This window comes from Lachnoclostridium sp. An76 (genome assembly GCF_002161355.1).
In the GTDB taxonomy this organism is placed as follows: Bacteria; Bacillota; Clostridia; order Lachnospirales; family Lachnospiraceae; genus Mediterraneibacter; species Mediterraneibacter caccavium.
Genome location: NZ_NFHL01000004.1, coordinates 78757 through 100331 on the forward strand (window position 1 = coordinate 78757; position 21575 = coordinate 100331).

12 protein-coding genes and 1 pseudogene are annotated in these 21575 nt (G+C 49.9%); all 13 read left to right on the forward strand.

The window, feature by feature from the left end; genetic code table 11:
* Positions 1–42: 42 nt before the first annotated feature.
* Complete coding sequence (locus tag B5G27_RS08875; protein ID WP_087178560.1) at positions 43–321, forward strand: hypothetical protein; 279 nt, start codon at positions 43–45, stop codon at positions 319–321.
* Positions 322–425: 104 nt separating this feature from the next.
* Positions 426–638: a Maff2 family mobile element protein gene (locus tag B5G27_RS08880; RefSeq protein WP_070088760.1), complete on the forward strand. Its 213-nt coding sequence runs from the start codon at positions 426–428 to the stop codon at positions 636–638.
* A gap of 20 nt (positions 639–658) precedes the next feature.
* Positions 659–1531, forward strand: a complete 873-nt coding sequence (locus B5G27_RS08885) for a VirB6/TrbL-like conjugal transfer protein, CD1112 family (protein WP_087178561.1) — start codon at positions 659–661, stop codon at positions 1529–1531.
* Positions 1532–1542: 11 nt separating this feature from the next.
* A complete protein-coding gene (locus tag B5G27_RS08890; protein ID WP_087178562.1) occupies positions 1543–2151 on the forward strand; it encodes an MT-A70 family methyltransferase in 609 nt (202 codons plus the stop codon).
* Positions 2152–2172: 21 nt separating this feature from the next.
* The gene (locus B5G27_RS08895) at positions 2173–2562 is read left to right on the forward strand and encodes a PrgI family protein (RefSeq protein WP_087178563.1); all 390 of its coding nucleotides are present in this window, start codon (positions 2173–2175) and stop codon (positions 2560–2562) included.
* Positions 2563–2788: 226 nt separating this feature from the next.
* Complete coding sequence (locus B5G27_RS08900; RefSeq protein ID WP_087178725.1) at positions 2789–5149, forward strand: VirB4-like conjugal transfer ATPase, CD1110 family; 2361 nt, start codon at positions 2789–2791, stop codon at positions 5147–5149.
* Between the two features lie 21 nt (positions 5150–5170).
* Entirely contained in the window at positions 5171–7651 is a 2481-nt protein-coding gene (locus B5G27_RS08905) for a C40 family peptidase (protein ID WP_087178564.1), read from the forward strand.
* Positions 7652–7668: 17 nt separating this feature from the next.
* Positions 7669–7989 (forward strand): DUF4315 family protein, encoded by a 321-nt coding sequence (locus B5G27_RS08910; protein ID WP_087178565.1) that lies wholly within the window; start codon positions 7669–7671, stop codon positions 7987–7989.
* Entirely contained in the window at positions 7976–8695 is a 720-nt protein-coding gene (locus tag B5G27_RS08915) for a CD1107 family mobile element protein (RefSeq protein WP_087178566.1), read from the forward strand. Before B5G27_RS08910 ends, B5G27_RS08915 begins: the two co-directional genes overlap by 14 nt.
* 91 nt (positions 8696–8786) lie before the next feature.
* Positions 8787–10871 carry a type IA DNA topoisomerase gene (locus tag B5G27_RS08920; protein ID WP_087178726.1) on the forward strand — a complete coding sequence of 695 codons (2085 nt, stop codon included), beginning with the start codon at positions 8787–8789 and terminating at the stop codon, positions 10869–10871.
* A gap of 15 nt (positions 10872–10886) precedes the next feature.
* Positions 10887–17180, forward strand: coding sequence for a DEAD/DEAH box helicase family protein (locus B5G27_RS17065; RefSeq protein WP_143449674.1), 6294 nt, complete (start codon positions 10887–10889; stop codon positions 17178–17180).
* 575 nt (positions 17181–17755) lie between these two features.
* The gene (locus B5G27_RS08940) at positions 17756–19570 is read left to right on the forward strand and encodes a reverse transcriptase/maturase family protein (protein WP_002576337.1); all 1815 of its coding nucleotides are present in this window, start codon (positions 17756–17758) and stop codon (positions 19568–19570) included.
* Positions 19571–19674: 104 nt separating this feature from the next.
* Positions 19675–21555, forward strand: a pseudogene (locus B5G27_RS08945) (helicase-related protein); the annotation flags it as partial.
* Positions 21556–21575: the final 20 nt, after the last annotated feature.

Sequence of the window (21575 nt, forward strand, 5' to 3'; positions counted from 1 at the left end):
AAACTTTACGACACGATGTCGCAAAGTTGGAAAGGGGAGTTTATGGATTTTTTTTCTGAGGCGGTTGATGTTCTGGCGGCTATTGTCCGTGCGCTTTCCTGTCCGGATTCTCCAGAAGATTATTTTGGAGAATCCGGACAGGAAATGTTCCCGGTGAAAGAAAAGGAAGCGGCTATCCTGCCGGTGCGGATCAGACGCCTGTGGCCGCCGATCCTGCCGGTGCGGATCAGACGCCTGTGGCCGCCGATCCGGGCGGAGCCGGGAAACGGCAGGCAGGGACGGATTTTGACTAAAAATAACAAAATAAAAGAGAAAGGATAAGGGAACCGGATTCTCGGAAAAGTTGAGCGGCTATGGAAAGATAGCAGCTCTTTTTTGTCTCTGCCGGAAAATAAATGTGCCGGAATCTGGTTCTCAGGTAATATATGGCGTTTTTTAGCTCGGCAATTTCTATTTTACAAACTCTGGTGGTAGCTATTGGAGCAGGTCTTGCAGTATGGGGCGTTATTAACTTGCTGGAGGGTTACGGAAACGACAATCCAGGGGCTAAATCACAGGGAATTAAACAACTTATGGCCGGAGGAGGAGTTGTCCTGATCGGAACACAGCTTATCCCCTTGCTTGGAGGGCTGTTCTGACGTAGAAAGGGGACTCATTTATGTTCGATGGCATTTTCGAGGCAATCGAGAACTGGATGAGGGATCTTCTGACAGGGATGGTAACGTCCAACCTGACCACAATGTTCACGGATGTCAATGAAAAGACCGGGGAGATTGCGTCCCAGGTTGGACAGACGCCCCAGGCATGGAATGGCAGTATTTTCAATCTGATACAGAATCTTTCTAACTCTGTGATTATCCCTATTGCGGGGATGATAATTACGTTTGTGCTGTGTTATGAGTTGATTACCATGCTGACAGAAAAGAATAACATGCACGAGATCGACACCTGGATGTTTTTCAAATATTTCTTCAAGATGTGGGTGGCGGTCTGGATGGTATCTAATACCTTCACGATTACCATGGCAGTCTTTGACGTGGGGCAGTATGTGGTCAATGCGGCGGGAGGCGTTATCAGTTCCAATACGGCAATCAATGTAGACTCCATGCTGGACGCTATGAATACGGCTATGGAATCCATGAATGTAGGGGAACTTGTCATACTGGCATTAGAAAGTATGCTGGTGAGCCTTTGTATGAAAATACTGTCTGTCCTGATTACGGTCATCTTATATGGGCGTATGATCGAGATCTATCTTTACACTTCGATTGCACCGATCCCATTTGCCACACTCTCCAACCGGGAATGGGGGCAGGTGGGAAACAACTATCTCCGGGGATTGTTAGCCCTCGGTTTCCAGGGATTTTTTATGATGGTGTGTGTCGGTATCTATGCGGTGCTGGTATCTACCATTGAAATCTCCGATAACATGCACTCGGCCCTCTTTGGAATAGCGGCTTATACAGTAATTCTCTGCTTCAGCCTGATGAAAACGGCAAACTTAAGCCGCTCGATTTTCAATGCACATTAGGAGGCGACGAGATGGAGCAAAAGAAATATAGCATTATTTATGCCGATCCGCCCTGGACATTCCGTGTGTATTCCCCAAAAGGAAACGGCAGATCAGCGGCAAGCCATTATCCTGTAATGAATTTAGAGGCAATCAAAGCATTGCCGGTAAGACAGCTTGCCGATAAGGATTGTACGCTGTTTTTGTGGGTGACATTTCCGAACTTGCGGGAGTCTTTTGAGGTAATCGAAAGCTGGGGATTTACCTTTAAAACGGTTGCCTTCGTGTGGATCAAGCGGAACCGGAAATCGGACAGCCTGTTTTGGGGCATGGGATACTGGACTCGTGCCAATGCGGAAATCTGTCTGCTCGCTACGAAAGGCGCTCCAAAGCGGCAGTCTGCTGGCGTCCATCAGGTGATTTTATCCCACATAGAAGAACACAGCAAAAAACCGGCAGAAGCCAGGGAGCGCATTGTGGAACTGATGGGGGATCTGCCACGGATTGAACTGTTCGCAAGGCAGCAATCTCCCGGATGGGATGTATGGGGAAATGAAGTGGAAAGTTCCCTGGATATGGAAAAATTGCAGGATAACAGAGGAAAGGAGCAGCCGGAGGATGGCGCAGCCTGCAGCGGGTAAAATTCTCTGGCGTGTGATTTTATGGCGTTTGTCAGCGTACCAAAAGACCTGACGAAAGTAAAAAATAAAGTAGTATTGAACCTGACAAAAAGACAGCTCATCTGTCTGTCAGCAGCGGCGGCCATCGGGCTGCCTTTTTATTTTCTCACACGGGAGCTGATCGGAACCACCAATGCCGCCACCGGCATGGTGCTTCTCATGCTGCCGGCATTTCTGTTTGCCATGTACGAAAAGGACGGCCTTCCCCTTGAGAAAATCCTATGGAATATCGTGACAGTGAAGTTTTTGAAACCTGCAATCCGCAGGTATGAAGTAGAAAATTTTTATGAGACAGAGCCTTCTGAGAATGTCCGGGAGATAAAGAAAGGAGGGGAGCGTCTTGGGAAAAAGAGAAGACACCGCAGTAGATAAGCGGAGGAAGAGAAAGTACCGCAGGCTGGCCCGCCATGAGAAAAAAGCCAGGAAAGCAGCGGCAAAAGAAGCGGCGAAGCAGGAAAAGGCTCGAAGAAAAGCGAAAAAAAAGGGAAGCCGGAAGCAAGTACATGAGCAGAAAAGCGTATCTAATGAGCGCATTGTTCAGAGACAAGGCAAGCTTCATCCGGAACATATTGTCCGTCAGAAAGCTGTGGGCAGTACCATGAATGGATCACAGAAGAAAGCGGACAAAAAAGCGGAGGAAAAACGGCTGTCAGCGCAGAAGTCTATCCCCTACCGGGAAATGGCAAGGGACGGGATCTGCCGGGTGCAGGATAAATATTATTCCAAAACCATCCGTTTTTACGACATCAACTATCAGTTGGCGCAGAACGAGGATAAGAACGCCATTTTTGAAAATTGGTGTGACTTCCTGAATTACTTTGACAGCAGTATCCATTTCCAGTTGTCATTCATCAATCACCATAGCAACATGCAGGAATTTGAATCTGTCATTCAGATCAAGCCCCAGCATGACGCCTTTGACGATGTGCGGATGGAGTACGCACAGATGCTGAAAAATCAGCTTGCGAAAGGGAATAACGGCCTGGTGCGGACAAAGTATATCACTTTTGGTATTGAAGCCGAAAATATCCGGGAAGCAAAACCGAGGTTGGAGCGGATCGAGACAGACATCCTCAATAACTTTAAGGTGTTGGGCGTGTCCGCTTATCCCCTGGATGGCCGGGAGCGGTTGCAGATCATGTATGAGACATTCAATCCGGAGGAAAAAGTGCCGTTTCAGTTTTCCTTTGACCAGGTGCTGCGCTCCGGCATGGGAACAAAGGACTTTATCGCTCCCACCAGCTTTTTATTTAAAAATGGAAAGGACTTTATGATGGGGAATATCCTGGGAGCGGTGTCCTATCTGCAGATTCTGGCTCCGGAGCTGACTGACCGGATGCTTGCGGAGTTTCTGGATATGGACAGGAACCTGATCGTCAACCTGCATATCCAGTCTTTAGACCAGATGAAGGCAATCAAGCTGGTGAAAAGCAAGGTGACGGACATCAACCGGATGAAGATTGAGGAACAGAAAAAAGCAGTGCGCTCCGGATATGATATGGATATCATTCCGTCAGATCTGAACACCTATGGCGGGGAGGCGAAGCGGCTTTTAGAAGATCTCCAGTCCAGAAACGAGAGGATGTTCCTTGTGACGATTGTATTTTTGAATACGGCAAAGACGAAGCAGGAATTAGATAATGCGGTGTTCCAGACAGCGGGCATCGCACAGAAATATAACTGTTCCCTGCGCCGTCTGGATTATATGCAGGAGCCGGGACTGATGAGCAGTCTTCCGCTTGGATTGAACCTGATCCCCATTAAGCGGGCGCTGACCACTACGTCTACGGCTATTTTTGTACCATTTACCACACAGGAGCTTTTTATGGAAGGGGAATCCCTTTATTATGGCTTGAACGCCCTCTCTAACAACATGATCATGGTAGACCGGAAAAAGCTGAAAAATCCAAACGGTCTGATTCTGGGAACACCCGGTTCAGGGAAATCCTTTTCGGCAAAGCGGGAGATTACCAACGCTTTCTTTGTCACCCAGGACGACATCATTATCGGAGATCCGGAGGGGGAATATTATCCGCTGGTTCACGCACTGGGAGGCCAGGTGATCCATATCTCCGCATCTAGCCATGACTATATTAACCCGATGGACATCAATATGGATTACTCAGACGATGATAATCCGTTGGGTGTGAAGTCGGATTTTATCTTGTCGCTTTGTGAGCTGATCATGGGTTCCCGAAATGGGATTGAGGCAGAGGAAAAGTCGGTCATTGACCGATGCCTGCCATTGGTGTATCAGAAATACTTTGAACATCCGGTGCCGGAAAATATGCCCATCCTGGGTGATCTTTATGAGTGCCTGCGTCAGCAAAAGGAAGTCCAGGCGCAGCGGATCGCCACGGCACTGGAAATCTACGTCAACGGTTCCTTAAAAGTATTCAATCACCGTACCAACGTGGAACTGAATAACCGGATCGTGTGCTTTGACATTAAAGACCTGGGAAAACAGCTTAAAAAGCTGGGGATGCTGATCGTCCAGGATCAGGTATGGAACCGTGTGACAGTCAACCGGGCGGCACATAAATCTACCCGGTACTATATTGATGAGTTCCATCTTCTTCTGAAAGAAGAACAGACAGCGGCGTATTCCGTGGAAATCTGGAAGCGTTTCCGCAAATGGGGCGGTATTCCCACAGGAATCACTCAGAACATTAAAGACCTGCTTGCCAGCCGGGAGATTGAGAACATTTTTGAAAACTCGGACTTTATCTATATGCTCAACCAGGCGGCGGGAGACCGGCAGATCCTGGCGAAGCAGCTTAATATCTCTCCCCATCAGTTGTCCTATGTGACCAACAGCGGGGAAGGAGAGGGGCTGATCTTTTATGGCAGTACCATTATCCCGTTTAAAGATAAGTTTGATAAATCCCTGCGTTTGTATTCACTGATGACAACGAAAGTGTCGGATCTGGAGAAACAGGATAAAACAGGCAGCGCATGATACGGGAGAAGGTGATAAGACGTGCAGGATCAGGAATACAAAGCCAGGGATAAAACTGTCCGCAAGATGAACCGGGACGGGCTGACGGAGGAAAACCTGCACAGCGGTGAGACTGTCCGTGTCAGCCAGAGGGAACGGGAGGAAAGGGTACTGACAAAGCAGGCAGAAGATGTTTTCTTCTCCCGGTCAGAAAGAGATCCGGATCAACAGTCCGAGAATAGAAAAAGGCAGCAGAAACCAAAGGAACAACCGAAGGTGAAGCAAGGGGAGGATCTTTCTGATTCCGGCAGTCTGAAAGCAGAGGTTTCATCCAGAGAAGATTTTGACGGGCCGTCCGGCGGTCTTATGGCAGCGGATAGGACGAATAGCCCGGAGCCTGACGGAGAACAGGAAACCGATCTTTTCGGTCATACGGGTGTCCGGGAACAGTCCTTCCGCTCCGGCAATATCCGTGGCCATCCGTCCGGGACTTCTGCGTTTCTGGAATCAGTGGCGGAAACCTCCCATCTGCGGAAGAAAAAGCTGGTGCAGGAGTACGCCAGGAAAGAGAGAGGAAAGCCGGAGAATGCCGCCACGATGGAGGACTTCCGGGAGGACATCAAAGGGAAAACCAAACGGGAGCAGATCCGGAAAGAACAGAAAAAGGCGGGACGTTTATCCTTTGGGGATGAGGAGAGCGGCATGGTGCGGGGAGCAGGTATGGGAATTTCAAAAAAGGCAGTTTCAGCGGCGGCAGGTTCCGCCGCTGTTTACGTCCACGGGAAAACCCACGAAGCGGAGCAGGAAAATACTGCGGTAGAGGGAGCGCACCGCACAGAATTGACGGCGGAAAGCACCCTCCGGTATGCCATGCACCGGACAAGCCGTGGCCTGCATAAGAGAAACGTCCGTCTGCAGGAATCCGCTTCCCTTGAGGGAGGAAAAGGCCGTTTTTTATATGAGACAGCACAGGAAGCCGGAGGAAAAACCGCTGAAAAGGCGGCAAGAGGTGCAGAGCGGGAAAAAAAGGGAATCCTGCAAAAGCTCTGGCAGAAACGCCAGTATCAGAAAGCATACCAGGCAGCAAGAAAAGGAGAAAAAACAGCGGCAGGAACCGCAAAAGCCACACAGACCATTGCATCGAAAGCAAAAAGCATGGCTTCTGCTATCCTTGGAAGAAGCAAGGGGATCATCGGAGCAGTAGTAGCTGCCGGGCTGTTTTTTGTGATGATCGCTTCCCTTATGGCAAGCTGCGGCGCTTCCATCCAGGGCGGAGCGGCATCCACCATTGCCAGCACAACCTATGCCAGCACGGATGAGAATATTTATGCGGTGGAAGATGCATATTTAGAACTGGAAGCGGCACTGAACGAGCAGATCAACAGCATGGAGAGCCGGCATCCCGGTTATGACGAGTACCGCTATCAGATTGACGAGATTTCTCACAATCCGTACCACCTGATCTCTTATTTTTCTGCAAAGTATGGGGAATTTACCTATGAACAGGTGAAAGATGAGATTGAGGAGATCTTTCAGCGCCAGTACAGCATTACCACGGAAAGCACAAGAGAAACCGTGACAGAGACAAAGATGGTGCGGGTAGGGGAATCCCTGGGACAGGTGGTGACCAGCGGCTATTGCAGTTGTTCCATCTGCTGCGGGCAGTGGGCCGGAGGCCCTACGGCAAGCGGCGTCTATCCTACGGCTAACCACACTATCGCCGTGGACGCCAGCAATCCCTTTGTGCCGATTGGCACGAAAGTCATCATGAACGGCGTGGAGTATGTGGTGGAAGATACGGGAGCCTTTGCCCGGTACGGGGTGCAGTTTGACGTGTATTACAGCGACCATGCCGCCGCATCCGCCCACGGACACCAGACCTGGGAAGCCTATCTTGCGGATGACAATGGCAGCCAGGAAGTGGAAGTGACCACGACACAGGAAGTGAACCGGTTGGACGTGACGCTGACCAATCACGGTCTGGACGCTGTGCTGCGGGAACTGATGGACGAGAACGAAGAAGGACGCTATGACCTTTATAACAGTACATACGGGAACCGGGATTATCTGTTTGATACGGAAACCCTTCCGGGTGGCGGCGGTGACTTTGGCTATGAGATCCCGGCGGAAGCCCTGACAGATCAGAGGTTCGCAAACATGATCCATGAAGCGGAGAAATACCTGGGGTATCCCTATGTTTGGGGCGGCAGTTCCCCGTCTACCAGTTTTGACTGTTCCGGCTTTGTAAGCTGGGTGATCAATAACTGCGGCAATGGCTGGAATATCGGCAGGCAGACCACGGACGGATTGATGGGATACTGTTCCAGAATTTCCCCGTCTGAAGCAAAGCCTGGGGATCTGATTTTCTTCCAGGGAACCTACGATACGGCAGGGGCGAGCCATGTGGGGATCTATGTGGGTGACAATATGATGATCCATTGTGGAAATCCCATTCAGTATACAAGCATTGCGTCCTCTTACTGGCAGGAGCATTTCCTGGCATTTGGGCGTATCCACGGATAAGAAAGAAGGTGAGCAATATGAACCGGAAGCTGCACCGGGTTCTGGATGAAATCCAGAGAACGGAAAAGAAGATTGCCGAGTGGCAGGAACATTTAAAAGAACTGAAACTGTTGGCGGAACAGCTTGAAAATCAGGAGATCGTGAAAACCATCCGGTCTATGAAGCTGGACAGCTACAGGATGTTGGAGCTTCTGGAGGGGATTCAGAGCGGATCGATATCCATTCCCATCCCGGAGCGGGAAGAAACAGAAAAAAGCAGCATGGAACAGGCAGAAAAAACAGAAAAAGCGCAGGAGAGGGCGCAGGAAGGTGAGGTTAGAGACAATGAGGAAACTTAAAAAATGGCTGATGGCGCTGGCTGTGGCGGCGGGGGTATTCTCCTCCACCGCCATGCCTGCCTTTGCCTATACCGGAGATATGGGACAGACAGAAACAGCCGGGGAGACTGCGGCAGGAGAGACGCAGACGGTGATCCCGGAGCAGATAGAAAGCGCCGGGGAGACGGAAACGGCTGCTCAGGAGGAAGCGTCAGGGGGAGAGGGAACGTCTTTTTCCATTCCTGGAAACGGGGAGGTACTGGATGATAAGACGGATGATGGGACAAAAGAGTTTCTGACGATCCAGACGAAAAATGGGAATACGTTTTTTCTGGTGTTAGACCGTTCCAGTAATACAGAGAATGTGTATATGCTTTCCATGATCGACGAGAATGACCTGGCCGAGTTTATGGATGAGACACAGACGGAGGAGACACCGCAGGTTGTGATTCCGGAGACAGAGACAATCGTGGTGCCGGAAGAAACAGAGCTGGAGACGGTACAGCCGGAGGAGGACGGCGGCATGAACACAGGGGCGTTCCTAGCCATTGGACTTCTGGCGGCAGGCGGGATCGGAGCCGGCTATTATTTTAAAGTCGTGAAGCCGAAGAAAGAAGAAGCCCAGGAGGAGGGTGAGGACTTGGAGTTCTACGACGGCGGCGCTTACGTCAACGAGGATCCGGCAGAGGATGAAGAACCTGCGGACGGAGAAGATGAAGAAGCATAAGGCAATCAGAGCAAAAAGCAGAGGAAAAGGGGCAGCCGGGAAAAACGGCTGCCTTCTCTCATATAGGCGTAAAGCCGGAAAGGAGTATTGGATGTATTTAGTCTTAGGGGAAAAGCCCAGCGTGGCTCAAGCGTATGCAAAAGTGTTGGGGGCGAAGAAGCGGCAGGACGGCTATCTGGAAGGAAACGGATGGCTGGTGAGCTGGTGCCTGGGCCATCTGGCAGAGTATGTGCCGCCGGAGGAATATGATGAAAAATACCAAAAGTGGGAGTTTGAAGATCTCCCAATCCTGCCGGAAGAATGGCGGCTGGCTGTGGCGAAAGATAAAAAGGCGCAGTTTGCTGTGTTAAAAAAACTGCTGAACCGGAAAGATGTGGATTATGTGGTCAACGGCTGTGACGCCGGGCGGGAGGGAGAGCTGATCTTCCGCCGTGTCTATGAATTATCCGGAAGCCGTCTCCCTATCAAGCGGATCTGGATCAGTTCTATGGAAGATACCGCTATCCGGGAGGGATTTGACTGTTTAAAGGAGGGCGCAGAGTACCAGAACCTCTATGAAGCGGCTGTCTGCAGGGCGAAAGCGGACTGGCTTATCGGGATGAACGCTACAAGGGCTTTTACCACAAAATATTTTAAGCGCCTGGTGGTGGGACGGGTACAGACGCCCACGCTGGCAATGCTGGTGGAACGGGGAGAACAGATTTCCCATTTCCAGAAAGAGAAATACTATAATCTTCATCTGGATTGCGATGGCCTGGAGGTTGTAAAAGAAAAGCTGTTTGACGCAGGGGAAGCACAGCGGATAAAGGAAGCCTGTGAGGGCGGGACTGCCACAGTGGAATCCTGCTCATCTGTGGAAAAGGCTGTCCATCCCCCGAAACTGTATGACCTGACCACGCTCCAGAGGGAAAGCAACCGTTATTTTGGCTACACGGCAAAGGAGACGCTGGATTTTACCCAGAGCCTTTATGAAAAAAAGCTGGTCACGTATCCCCGGACGGACAGCCAGTACCTGACGGAAGATATGGAGCAGACCGCACAGCAGGCGATTGCGATGGCATGTGAAAAATATGGCTTTTCCTCGGTATATCCGCAGGAACCGGATATAAAGCGTACTATGGATAACAGCAAAGTCTCGGATCACCATGCGATTATCCCCACAGCAGAGTTAAAGGACTGTGATCTGCAGGAGCTGTCCAAAGGAGAGCAGGACATCCTGCAGTTGATCAGCGTCCGGCTGCTTTGCGCCGGGGCGCAGAAGCATGTGTTTCAGGAGACGGAAGTCCGGGTATCTTGTGCAGGGGAAACCTTTCAGGCAAAAGGGAAAGCTGTTCAGGAAATGGGATGGAAAGCAGTAGAAGCGGCGTTTCGTGAACGTTTAGGCACAAAAAACCGGAAAGACGGGGAGGAGCGCACCATCCCTGTCGTGGCAGAAGGGCAGACCTTCCACCCGGTTACAGCCGGTATATCGGAGCATTACACAACGCCGCCGAAGCCATACAGTGAGGACACCCTGCTATCGGCAATGGAAACTGCCGGCAATCAGGAATTTGACGAGGAGACAGAGAAAAAAGGACTAGGCACACCGGCCACCAGGGCGTCTATCATTGAAAAGCTGGTTTCCTCCGGCTATGCTGCAAGGAAAGGGAAACAGATTCTGGCTACCCAGGATGGAGCTGACTTGATTTCGGTTCTGCCGGAGTATCTGCGGTCAGCGGCCATGACCGCTGAGTGGGAGAACCGTCTGCTCCAGATGGAGAAAGGGGAGCTTGGAAGCACAGATTTTCTGGAGGGGATCATGGAGCTGATCGATCGGATGCTGTTGGAGTGCGGGGAAATATCTGTGGAAGAACAGAACCGTTTTTATTCCAGAGAGAGCATTGGAACCTGTCCGGTGTGTGGAAGCCCGGTCTATGAGAGTAAGCGGAACTTTTTCTGCGGGAACCGGGAGTGCGGGTTTGCCCTCTGGAAAGAGAACCGGTATCTGTCCGGGATGAAGAAAGTAATTGATAAAAAGATGGCGGCGGAGCTTTTAAAAGACGGGCAGACGTTTGTGCCAGATTTGTATTCGCAGAAAAAGGGAGCTACGTTTGCGGCTTATCTGTGCCTGGATACAGAAGAAGGAAAGGCCAGCTTCCGACTTGAATTTCCGAAAAAGAAAGGGAAGAAAAAATAACGTAGGAGGATTTATATGGCAAAGATCAATGACATCCGTTTCCTGGCACAGGAGACGGCGAAAGACGTCAGCGGTTCCCCACGGGACTGGATGCGGTATCTGGACACAGCTTCCAGGCTGTACCGCTATCCATTCTCTGATACACTCCTGATCCATGCACAGCGCCCGAACGCTACGGCCTGTGCAGAACTGGAAGTCTGGAATGAGAAGATGCGCCGGTGGGTGAACCGGGGAGCGAAAGGAATTGCCCTGATTGACGATACTGGACCGAGACGTATGCTGCGGTATGTGTTTGATGTATCAGACACCCATCCGGTAAAGGGAGGAAGGATGCCGTACCTGTGGCGGCTGAAAGAAGAACAGCAGGAAATGATTTTGCGCCATTTGACGGATACTTATGGACTAAATGGGGAAGTGACTTCTGACCTGCCCTCTGCGCTGCGGCAGATTGCGGAGGAAATGGCGACAGACAGTTTAGAGGAAGCAATAGACGGGATGGAGTATGCCGTCCCCGGCACATTTCTGGAAGGACTGGACGAGGACACGATCCGGGTGGAGTTCCGTACCCTCCTGGCGAACAGCGCTTTTTACACTCTGGCACGTCGGTGCGGGTTAGAGCCGATGGAATACCTAGAGGAAGCGGACTTTTTTGGGATTACAGATTACCATGACCTGTCCGTTCTGGCATTTTTGGGAAATGCCAATAGCCAGCTTGTGGAGCCGGTACTCCGGGACATTGGGCGCACGATCCGGCAAGCTGAGCGGGAAGCGTGGCAGAAAGAAAATACCCAGGAAAATCCAGAGAAAACGGTTGCAAAAAAGCAGGAAGTACCTTATAATGAATTTAACACGTTAATTCGTGAAAGTGAAAATGATGAAGGAGGGAAATCAAATGGAACTGACCTATCACCGCAAGGGCGATTACCTGTTTCCGAACCTGACGTTGACGGAAGAACCGCAGACCATCGGGAAATACGGGATGCTGCGGAGGACATACCTGAAAGAACACAAGAAGAACCTGTATCAGAGCCTGCTGATCAGCGGGAACCTGGACAGCCACCTGGCAGAGATCGAGAAAGCGGCGCAGGGGAGGATGGAGATTTTTCTGGACGGACTTCTTACGACATATCCGGCACCGGACAAAGAGACGGATCAGATGGCGTGGACGGCACACATGAACAGCCTGACACAGATGGCGGAGGAAACCGTGCTGACGGAATTGGTATACAGCTAAGCGAAGAAACAACAGAACAGGATTTAAGTGAAGCAGAGGAAGAAACCGCCTCTGCTTTATCTTTGCCCGAATTACCCACGGTGGAGCAGCAGATCCGCTCCATTGAGGAGCGGCAGGCAGCTTTGTATTCCGGGGAGACAGCCATTCCGGCAGATGTGATAGATGAAGTCCTGAGAAAAGGCGGCAACAAGGACAGAAGCCATCTGCGGATCATCTACAATTTCATGATGGAACAGACGCCGGAGGAATACACGGATTTTGTGCGGCGGGAGTATGGCACGGGCGGTATCGGACTTGTGATCAGTGGGAAAGAGTATTCTGTCTGGTATGACGAGCTGGGGATGCAGATTGCTGTGGGGCATACCGTACATGACAGGATTCTGGATAAAACCTTTCTGTCCTGGGAGGATGTGAGCGGGAGGATTCATCAGCTTTTGAAGCAGGGGGAATACGCTCCACAGGCAGTTCTGGATGCGGCGAGAGAAAATGCCGTAAAAGAACATGCACAGGCGCTTGCTTTTATGCACGGGGATATGGCGGAAGGTGTGGCGGAGATTGTTTTTGGAACAGAACACCAATTTGGATATGGTTATCCTGAAAAGACAGATTGTATTGAAAAGCTGATCGTACAGCCGGAGTATCTGGCGGATCTGAATGAGCGTCTGGCAGGACTGGCAGAAGCCTATGAAACAGACAAAGAATTAATGAGATTTCACCATTACCGCCCGGACAAAATGGCAGCGCAATTTCAGAAGTTCGCAAAGGAAGCGGTTCCTTACCAGTCAAGAGAAGGTTTTCAGTGGAAGGAACATGAAATTTTTATTACCCAGGATGAAATTGATGCTTTCCTGACCAGAGGCGGGCCGTATTCTGACGGGCGGCTTTCGACCTATGCTTTTTTTATACAGGATAAGTCCAGTAAAGAAAAGGCAGATTTTCTGAAATCAAGTTATGGGATCGGCGGGTGCAGCCATGCGTTGAGCGGGGCAGATGATTCCCATGCGGACTATGACGGGAAAGGAATTAAACTTTGCAGGGGCGACTATTTAGAACCGGAAGCTACAGAACTTTTGAAATGGCACCAGGCAGCAAAGCGTGTCCAACAGCTCATAGATCAGGGAATGTACCTGAAAGTCGGGGATTATTCCCGTATGCCGGCATATGAGCGGGAAGTTCTGGCCAGGAGGATCATCCGTTTTTATTCCCGTATGCCGGAAGAGATTGAACGGCCATTTCAGGAAGATCTTCTGAATGAGGATGCAATAAAACGTCTGCCGGAACTTCTGGAAGAACCGGATACCGCAGAAGAACTGGCGTCACAGATGGACGCCGCCCTTGCTGCCTTACCTTTGGACTTCCCGGAGTATGACGAAAGGGCGGAAACTCTCTCAGTGATTCACGATTATATTGACGGAACCTACACGATTTTCCCGAATCAGAAGCAAAACATAGAAGTGGAGGCAACAGGACAGCAGTTGTCTCTTTTTGATTTTATGGGAGAAAGTGTTCTGGAAGAAGAGCCACAGGAGATTACAGCAGAACAGACAGAAGAAGCGGAGACAATTCCAGAAACGGTAACAGAGTCAGAGAAAATATTGACGGAAGAAGAACAGGATGCCGTTTATACTGCCATTGAGGAACAGATCACGGAAACTCTGGAGAAAGCGGGGGTATCTTTTGATGTGCTTTCCCCGGAGCAGGTGGACGTAATCTATGCTGCCGCTGAAAAGGGACAGGATGTGACGCCGGTTTTAAACCCGGAGTTTTCCCCGAAACAGATGCAGTTGATTCTTGACGTACTGGAGCGTCTGGAGGCAGATAACCAGGCGGCTGTAAAGAGGGAACTGGAACATCTTACTACAGAGGTGATGTCCCTGGACACCATCAACACCATCCGCCAGTATTACCATATCCCATTAGAGCCAGTGGAAAGGGAGTCGGCTCTGGCAACAGGACGGCAGGAAAAGGCGGTCAATTTCCGTATCACAGATGATGCTCTGGGAACCGGGAGCGCAAAAGAAAAATTCCGTGCCAATATGGATGCAATCCGTCTGCTCCACCAGATCGAACAGGAAGGGCAGACAACCGCCACGCCGGAAGAACAAGCCGTTTTATCCCGGTATGTAGGCTGGGGCGGCCTGCAGGAAGCGTTTGAGGAACGAAATGAAGCCTGGTCGGACGAGTTTATCGAATTATATACGGAACTTGATCCGGATGAATACAAGGCGGCACGGGAATCTACCCTGAACGCATTTTATACGCCGCCGGTGGTGATTAAAGCCATGTATGAAGCACTGGAAAATATGGGGCTGGAGAAAGGGAATGTTTTGGAGCCGTCCTGCGGGATTGGAAATTTTTTGGGCCTTGTGCCGGAGGGCATGGACGGGCTGAGCATGTACGGCGTGGAGCTGGACAGTATATCCGGCAGGATCGCAAAGCTCCTATATCCGGAAGCGGATATTACCATCAGCGGATTTGAAAAAACGGAGTTCCCGGACGGCTTCTTTGATGTGGCAGTAGGGAATATTCCATTTGGAGGCTATAAGCTGTCAGATCGGCGTTATGACCGGCAAAAATTTTTCGTCCATGATTACTTTATCGCAAAGACCATTGATAAGGTGCGGCCCGGAGGAGTGATCGCATTTGTAACATCCAACGGGATCAGCGGCGGCACGATGGACAAGCAGGATGCCAAAGCCAGGGAATACATCGCACAGAGGTGTGAGCTGCTTGGGGCGATTCGCCTTCCGAACAATGCGTTCCAGGCCAATGCCGGTACAAAGATGAATACGGATATTCTGTTCCTGCAGAAACTGGACGCTCCCCGGATACTTGGAAAGGAACTGCCGGAGTGGGTACAGACGGATGAACTTCTGCGCCAGGAGTATGCCAATGAAAGGGGGGAAACCTCCCATAACTTTGTCACCGTCAACCGCTATTTTCAGAATCATCCGGAGATGGTGCTGGGAGAGCAGAAGATTGTCTCCGGCCCTTACGGGCCACAGCTTATCTGTCAGCCTATTGAGGGTGCTGACCTGGCGGAGCAGTTAAAGGAGGCGGTCAGCCATATCCACGGCACGATCACAGAGATAGAGCTGGAGGATTCTGATTTAGAAGAGATCGACACTTCCATACCGGCAGATCCGTCCATTAAAAATTTCAGTTTTGCCAACGTGGACGGCGCTGTGTACTACCGGGAAAATTCCAGGATGAACCGGATGGAACTGCCTGCCATGACAACCGAGCGTGTCCTGGGGATGATCGAGCTGCGTGACCTGACGCAGGAGCTTCTGCAGAGCCAGTTGGAGGATGCAAGTGATGACAAGATACACAGTCTGCAGGAAAAACTGAACCAGACCTATGACCGTTTCACCGGAAGATATGGCCTGATCAGCAGCAATGCCAACAAGCGGGCATTTTCCCAGGACAGCAGCTATTGCCTGCTTTCCTCATTAGAAATCCTGGATGAAAGTGGGAACCTGAAACGGAAAGCAGATATTTTCACCAAACGGACGATCCGGAAGCCAGAGGCAGTGACTTCCGTGGATACCGCCAGTGAAGCCTTAGCCGTGTCTATCGGGGAACGTGCCAAAGTAGATGTTCCTTTTATGGCGGAACTGTCCGGGAAAACAGAGGATGAAGTGACGGAAGAACTGGCCGGAGTCATCTTTAAAAACCCGGTGACGGAAAGCTGGGAAACCTCGGACGAATATCTGTCCGGCAATGTGCGGGAGAAGCTGGCAACAGCGAAAACCTTAGCAGAAAATCATCCGGAGTATGAGATTAATGTGCAAGCATTGGAACGGGTGCAGCCGAAAAACCTGGATGCGTCAGAGATTGAGGTGCGCCTGGGCGCTACATGGATCGAGCCGGAGTATATCACACAGTTTATGGGGGAGACATTTGGTACGCCGGATTATCTGCTTGGCCGGCAGATCGAAGTGCGGTATGCCCCGGTCAACGGACAGTGGAATGTGAGCGGGAAAAATGCAGATTACCGGAATCCCCGTGTGACTGCCACTTACGGAACACAGCGGGCAAATGCCTACCGGCTTCTGGAAGATGCCTTAAATCTGCGTGACACAAAAATCTATGACACGGTGGAGGAAGACGGACACGAAAAGCGAGTCCTGAACAAAAAGGAAACCATGCTGGCACAGCAGAAGCAGGAGATCATCCGGGAGGAATTTAAGGAGTGGATCTTCCGGGATATGGACAGGCGTGAGACGCTCTGCAGGAAATATAATGAGCTTTTCAATAGTATCCGGCCTCGTGAATATGACGGCAGTCATATCCAGTTCGTGGGAATGACACCGGAAATTACACTGATGCCGCATCAGAAGAACGCCGTTGCCCATATCCTTTACGGGCATAATACCCTGCTTGCTCATTGCGTGGGTGCAGGCAAGACCTTCCAGATGATTGCCGCCGGCATGGAGAGCAAACAGCTTGGGCTGTCGCAGAAGAACCTGTATGTAGTGCCGAACCATCTGACAGAGCAGTGGGGCAGCGATTTCCTGCGGCTTTACCCGAATGCCAACGTGCTTGTGGCGACAAAAAAAGATTTTGAGCCTGCCAACCGGAAGAAGTTCTGTTCCAGGATTGCTACCGGCGACTATGATGCTATTATCATCGGACACAGTCAGTTTGAACGGATTCCCCTGTCAAGAGAACGGCAGGCTATGTCCATTGAAAAACAGATTGATGAGATTACGATGGCGATTGAGGAAGCGGCGGAGCAGGAAGGTACACACTATACCGTAAAGCAGATGGAAAAGACAAGGAAGAATCTGGAGACGAAACTGGAGCGCCTCAATGACCAGACCAGGAAAGATGATGTGGTGACCTTTGAGCAGCTTGGCGTAGACCGGCTGTTTGTGGATGAAAGTCATTTTTATAAAAATCTTTTCCTCTATACCAAAATGAGGAACATTGCGGGGATTGCACAGACGGACGCACAGAAAAGTTCCGATATGTTCGCAAAGTGCCAGTATTTAGATGAGATCACCGGCGGGCGTGGCGTGACTTTTGCCACGGGTACACCCGTCTCCAACAGTATGGTGGTGCGCCCGTAAGGGGCTGTAATAATCTTACCTTGAGCAAGTAATAGGGCAAGGTATCAAAGCGGAATAATCCGCACCCTATCGTCACCCGACTTATCCAAAAGGGGAAACCCGATGGGGAGTGTAGCATGTCGGAGGGCACGAAACACGGAAACTTCCAAAGTGTTTGCGTGGTAGTGGCGAAAAGTTATGAATAAGGATGAAAGCTAAACTGCCTGAATGACAGTCGGAGATTGGGCAAAATGTTGCTCCATGCGTAAGGAAGTTATACTCGCATGTACTCTGGTGGATATGAGTCGGCCATGCGTATCCACAAGATACCCAGAGTAAATCAGCCATAGGATAATGGAAAACGACGAACGTCACATCCGAAATCATAACAGGCTTATGTTATTACAGTTCTAAACGGGGATTGCCTAAGGTAAAATGCCGAAAATCGGCTATGAGTGCTATGAGAAAAGTGACTCTGAATATTTACTATGGCAACAGAGTCTCCGTAGTAGTCCGAGGACGGGAAAGCCGTCCACATGGCGAAGGGAGACAGTCTTTCTTCAATACAAATAATAAGGAAAGGTGCGTGAGGCATTATGAGAAGTCCCGAAAATGTATTGAAAAGTTTAAGTGAAAAAGCAAAAAACAAAGAGTACAGGTACGAGAGATTATACCGTAACCTGTACAACCCAGAGTTCTATCTGCTTGCATACCAGAATATTGCGACCTCTCAGGGGAGCATGACGGCAGGTGCAGACGGATTCACTCTTGACGGTATGAGCATGGAGCGCATTGAAAAGCTCATTCAGAAGCTGAGAGACCACTCATACCAGCCGAACCCTGCAAGGCGTGTTTATATTGCGAAGAAAAACAGCAGTAAAAAGCGCCCATTGGGGATTCCGTCAACGGACGATAAACTGTTACAGGAAGTTGTCCGTATGATACTTGAAGCAATCTATGAGCCGACATTCTCTGATAATTCACATGGTTTCAGACCGAAAAGAAGTTGCCACACAGCGTTAAAAGAAATCGTAACGCTGTTCACTGGTGCAAAGTGGATAATCGAAGGAGACATTAAGGCTTGTTTTGACAGCTTCGACCACCATATCACAATACAGCTTTTGAGAAAGCGCATAAAAGATGAAGCGTTCATATCGCTGATGTGGAAGTTTCTAAGGGCAGGATATATGGAACAGTGGACATACCATGAAACGTACTCCGGCAGTCCACAAGGCTCCGGTGTCAGTCCGATACTTGCCAACATCTATCTGAATGAACTTGATGAGTTCATGGCAAGGATGAAAAAGAGTTTTGACAAAGGCGATACAAGAAGCCGTAAAGTCCACAAAGACCATGATAAGGTACGCTGGGCTTATCGGAAAGCGCAGAAAAATCTGGAAATAGAGCGCACAGAAGCAAACCTAGCAGCATTTAAAGAAGCAAGGAAAGTGATGTTGTCCACACCACATTTAGACGAGATGGATGAGAATTACAAAAGACTTCAATACAACCGTTACGCTGACGATTTCCTGATTTCAATAACAGGTTCAAAGCAGGATGCTGAAAATATCAAGGAACAGGTAAAGATATTTCTAAAAGACAAGCTAAATCTCACAATGTCGGAGGAGAAAACTCACGTTACCCATTCCTCTGAAAAGGTGCGGTATCTTGGATACGACATAAGAATATCAAGAAGTCAGGACACAAAGCGGACGAAAAAAGGTCTGCAACGGGTGTGGTATGGAAAAGTGCAGTTATATATGCCGAAAGAAAAATGGATTGCGAAACTGCACGAATACGGTGCGTTTAAAATCAAAAAAGACGAAAACGGCAAAGAGATTTGGAAGCCACTCCACAGAGGGGCGCTTATGCCATTAGACGATGTGGCAATCATCAGTAAATATAATTCTGAAATCAGAGGATTGTACAATTATTACAGGTTAGCAATCAATGTATGCAATCTGGGGAAATTTCATTCTATCATGCGTGGAAGCTGTTTAAAGACGTTGGCGGCAAAATATAATTCTTCTGTTATGAAGATGTATAAGAAATACCGTAGCGTAAAGGGCGACTTTGGCGCAGATTACAAAACCAAGAGTGGAACAAAGCGGTGTGAGTTTTACAATGAAGGATTTAGGCGTAATAACAATATCGCACCTGAATTTGTAGACATTATGCCGAAATACAGAGGGCAGATAAAACCGAATAGTCTTGCAGGACGTTTAAAAAGCGGACAATGCGAGATGTGCGGAGCAAACCCCGTGAAAGTGTATATGCACCATGTAAAGCGCTTAAAAGATTTGAACGCTGATAATGAATTTGATGAACTGATGTTACTGAAAAGGCGGAAGTCATTGGCTCTCTGCCCGAAATGCTACGAAGAAGCAAAGACAAAATCACTTAAACTATGAAAGATGGCGAGCCGTGTACATCGAGAGGTGTAAGCACGGTTCTGGAGGGGGTTACGCCAAGACCACGGACGAAAGGAAGTATGGCGTGGCGTTTCCTACCTTATGAGCTTTACACCATTATGCGGTACTTACAATACGATAGTCTCCAGGAGATGGGGTTGGGGCATTTTGATTCCTGGGCCGCAGCCTTTGGGGAGACAGTGACGGCGATAGAGTTGTCGCCGGAAGGAACGGGCTACCGTGCAAAAACACGGTTCGCTCGTTTTTTTAATCTTCCGGAACTGATTTCTCTGTTTAAAGAATCAGCAGACATTCAGACAGCGGATATGCTGAACCTCCCTGTACCGGAAGCGGAGTATATTAATGATGTGCTGAAACCCAGCGAAGAACAGCAGGAGCTTGTCAGCACTTTTGCAGAGCGGGCAGAAATGGTGCGGGCCGGCGCTGTGGAACCTCGTGAGGACAATATGCTGAAAATCACCAATGACGGCCGGAAATGCGCCCTGGATCAGCGGCTCATCAACGATATGCTCCCAGACTACCCGGACAGCAAGGTGAACCGCTGTGTAAAAAATGCCTTTGACATCTGGCAGGAGACAGCGCAGAACCGCTCCACACAGCTTATCTTCTGTGACCTTTCCACGCCGAAAAATGATGGCTCTTTTAATGTATATGATGACGTGAGGGAAAAGTTGGTGGCAAAAGGAATCCCCAGGGAGGAGATCGCTTTTATCCACGAAGCCGGGACGGAGACAAAGAAGGCAGAACTGTTCGCAAAGGTACGTTCCGGAAAAGTGCGTATCCTCCTTGGTTCCACGCCAAAGCTGGGTGCGGGAACCAACATTCAGGACAGGCTGATCGCCCTGCACCATCTGGACTGCCCGTGGAAGCCGGCAGACCTGGAACAGCAGGAGGGGCGTATTCTCCGGCAGGGAAACCAGAATAAGAAAGTGAAGATCTTCCGGTATGTGACGGAAAATACCTTTGACGCATACATGTGGCAGATTTTGGAGAATAAGCAGAAATTTATCAGCCAGATCATGACTTCAAAAAGCCCTGTCCGTGCCTGTGAGGATGTGGATGATGCGGCGCTGTCCTATGCGGAGATCAAGGCTCTTGCCACGGGGAATCCGTATATCAAGGAAAAGATGGATCTGGACATCCAGGTGAGCAAGCTGAAACTGATGAAGGCCAACCACACCAGCCAGAAGTATCGTCTGGAGACGGATATTGCGAAAAACTATCCCATGCAGATCACAGCGGCAAAAGAACGTCTGGAGGGGCTGAAATCAGACTTCCAGGCGGTAAAGCCGATCCTGGAAAAAGGCAAAGAAAAGGACGAGTTTTCCATGAACATCGGCGGCAGAGAATACACAGACAGGAAAGAGGCGGGAACAGCGCTGATCGCCGCCTGCGCTGGATTAAAGGCGGTGAAAACCTCCGGGCAGGTCGGGGAATTTTACGGTTTCCAGATGAGTGCAGAGTTTGATAGCTTCAACCAGAAATATATGGTGACGATGAAACGCCAGTGCAGCTATAAGATTGAGATCGGAAAGGACGCCCTGGGGAATCTGCAGAGGATCAGCAATGCGCTGTCCGGCATTGAAAAGAAAGTGACAGAGACACAGCAGAAACTGGAAACCTTACAGCAGCAGTTAGAGACAGCGAAAGAAGAGGTGGCAAAACCATTTGAAAAAGAGCAGGAACTGGCGGAAAAGTCTGAGCGTCTGGCAGAATTGAACGCTCTTTTGAATATGGATGAAAAAGGCCCATCTGAAGCACTTGGCGCAGAGGACGTGGGAGAGGCGGCAGATCAGGTGGGAAGTCCGGTGAATTATGCCGGGAGAGCAGCGGATGAATCAGTTGTTGCGGACAGCGCCCGCAGGCCGTCTGTACTGGAAAAACTGGAAAATGCGAAAATCCGGATTGCGGAACAGAGGGGCAGCCATCCTTCGGCTGTGCGGAAACAAGCGGTGGAACTTTGATTTATATAGAAATCCCGTCA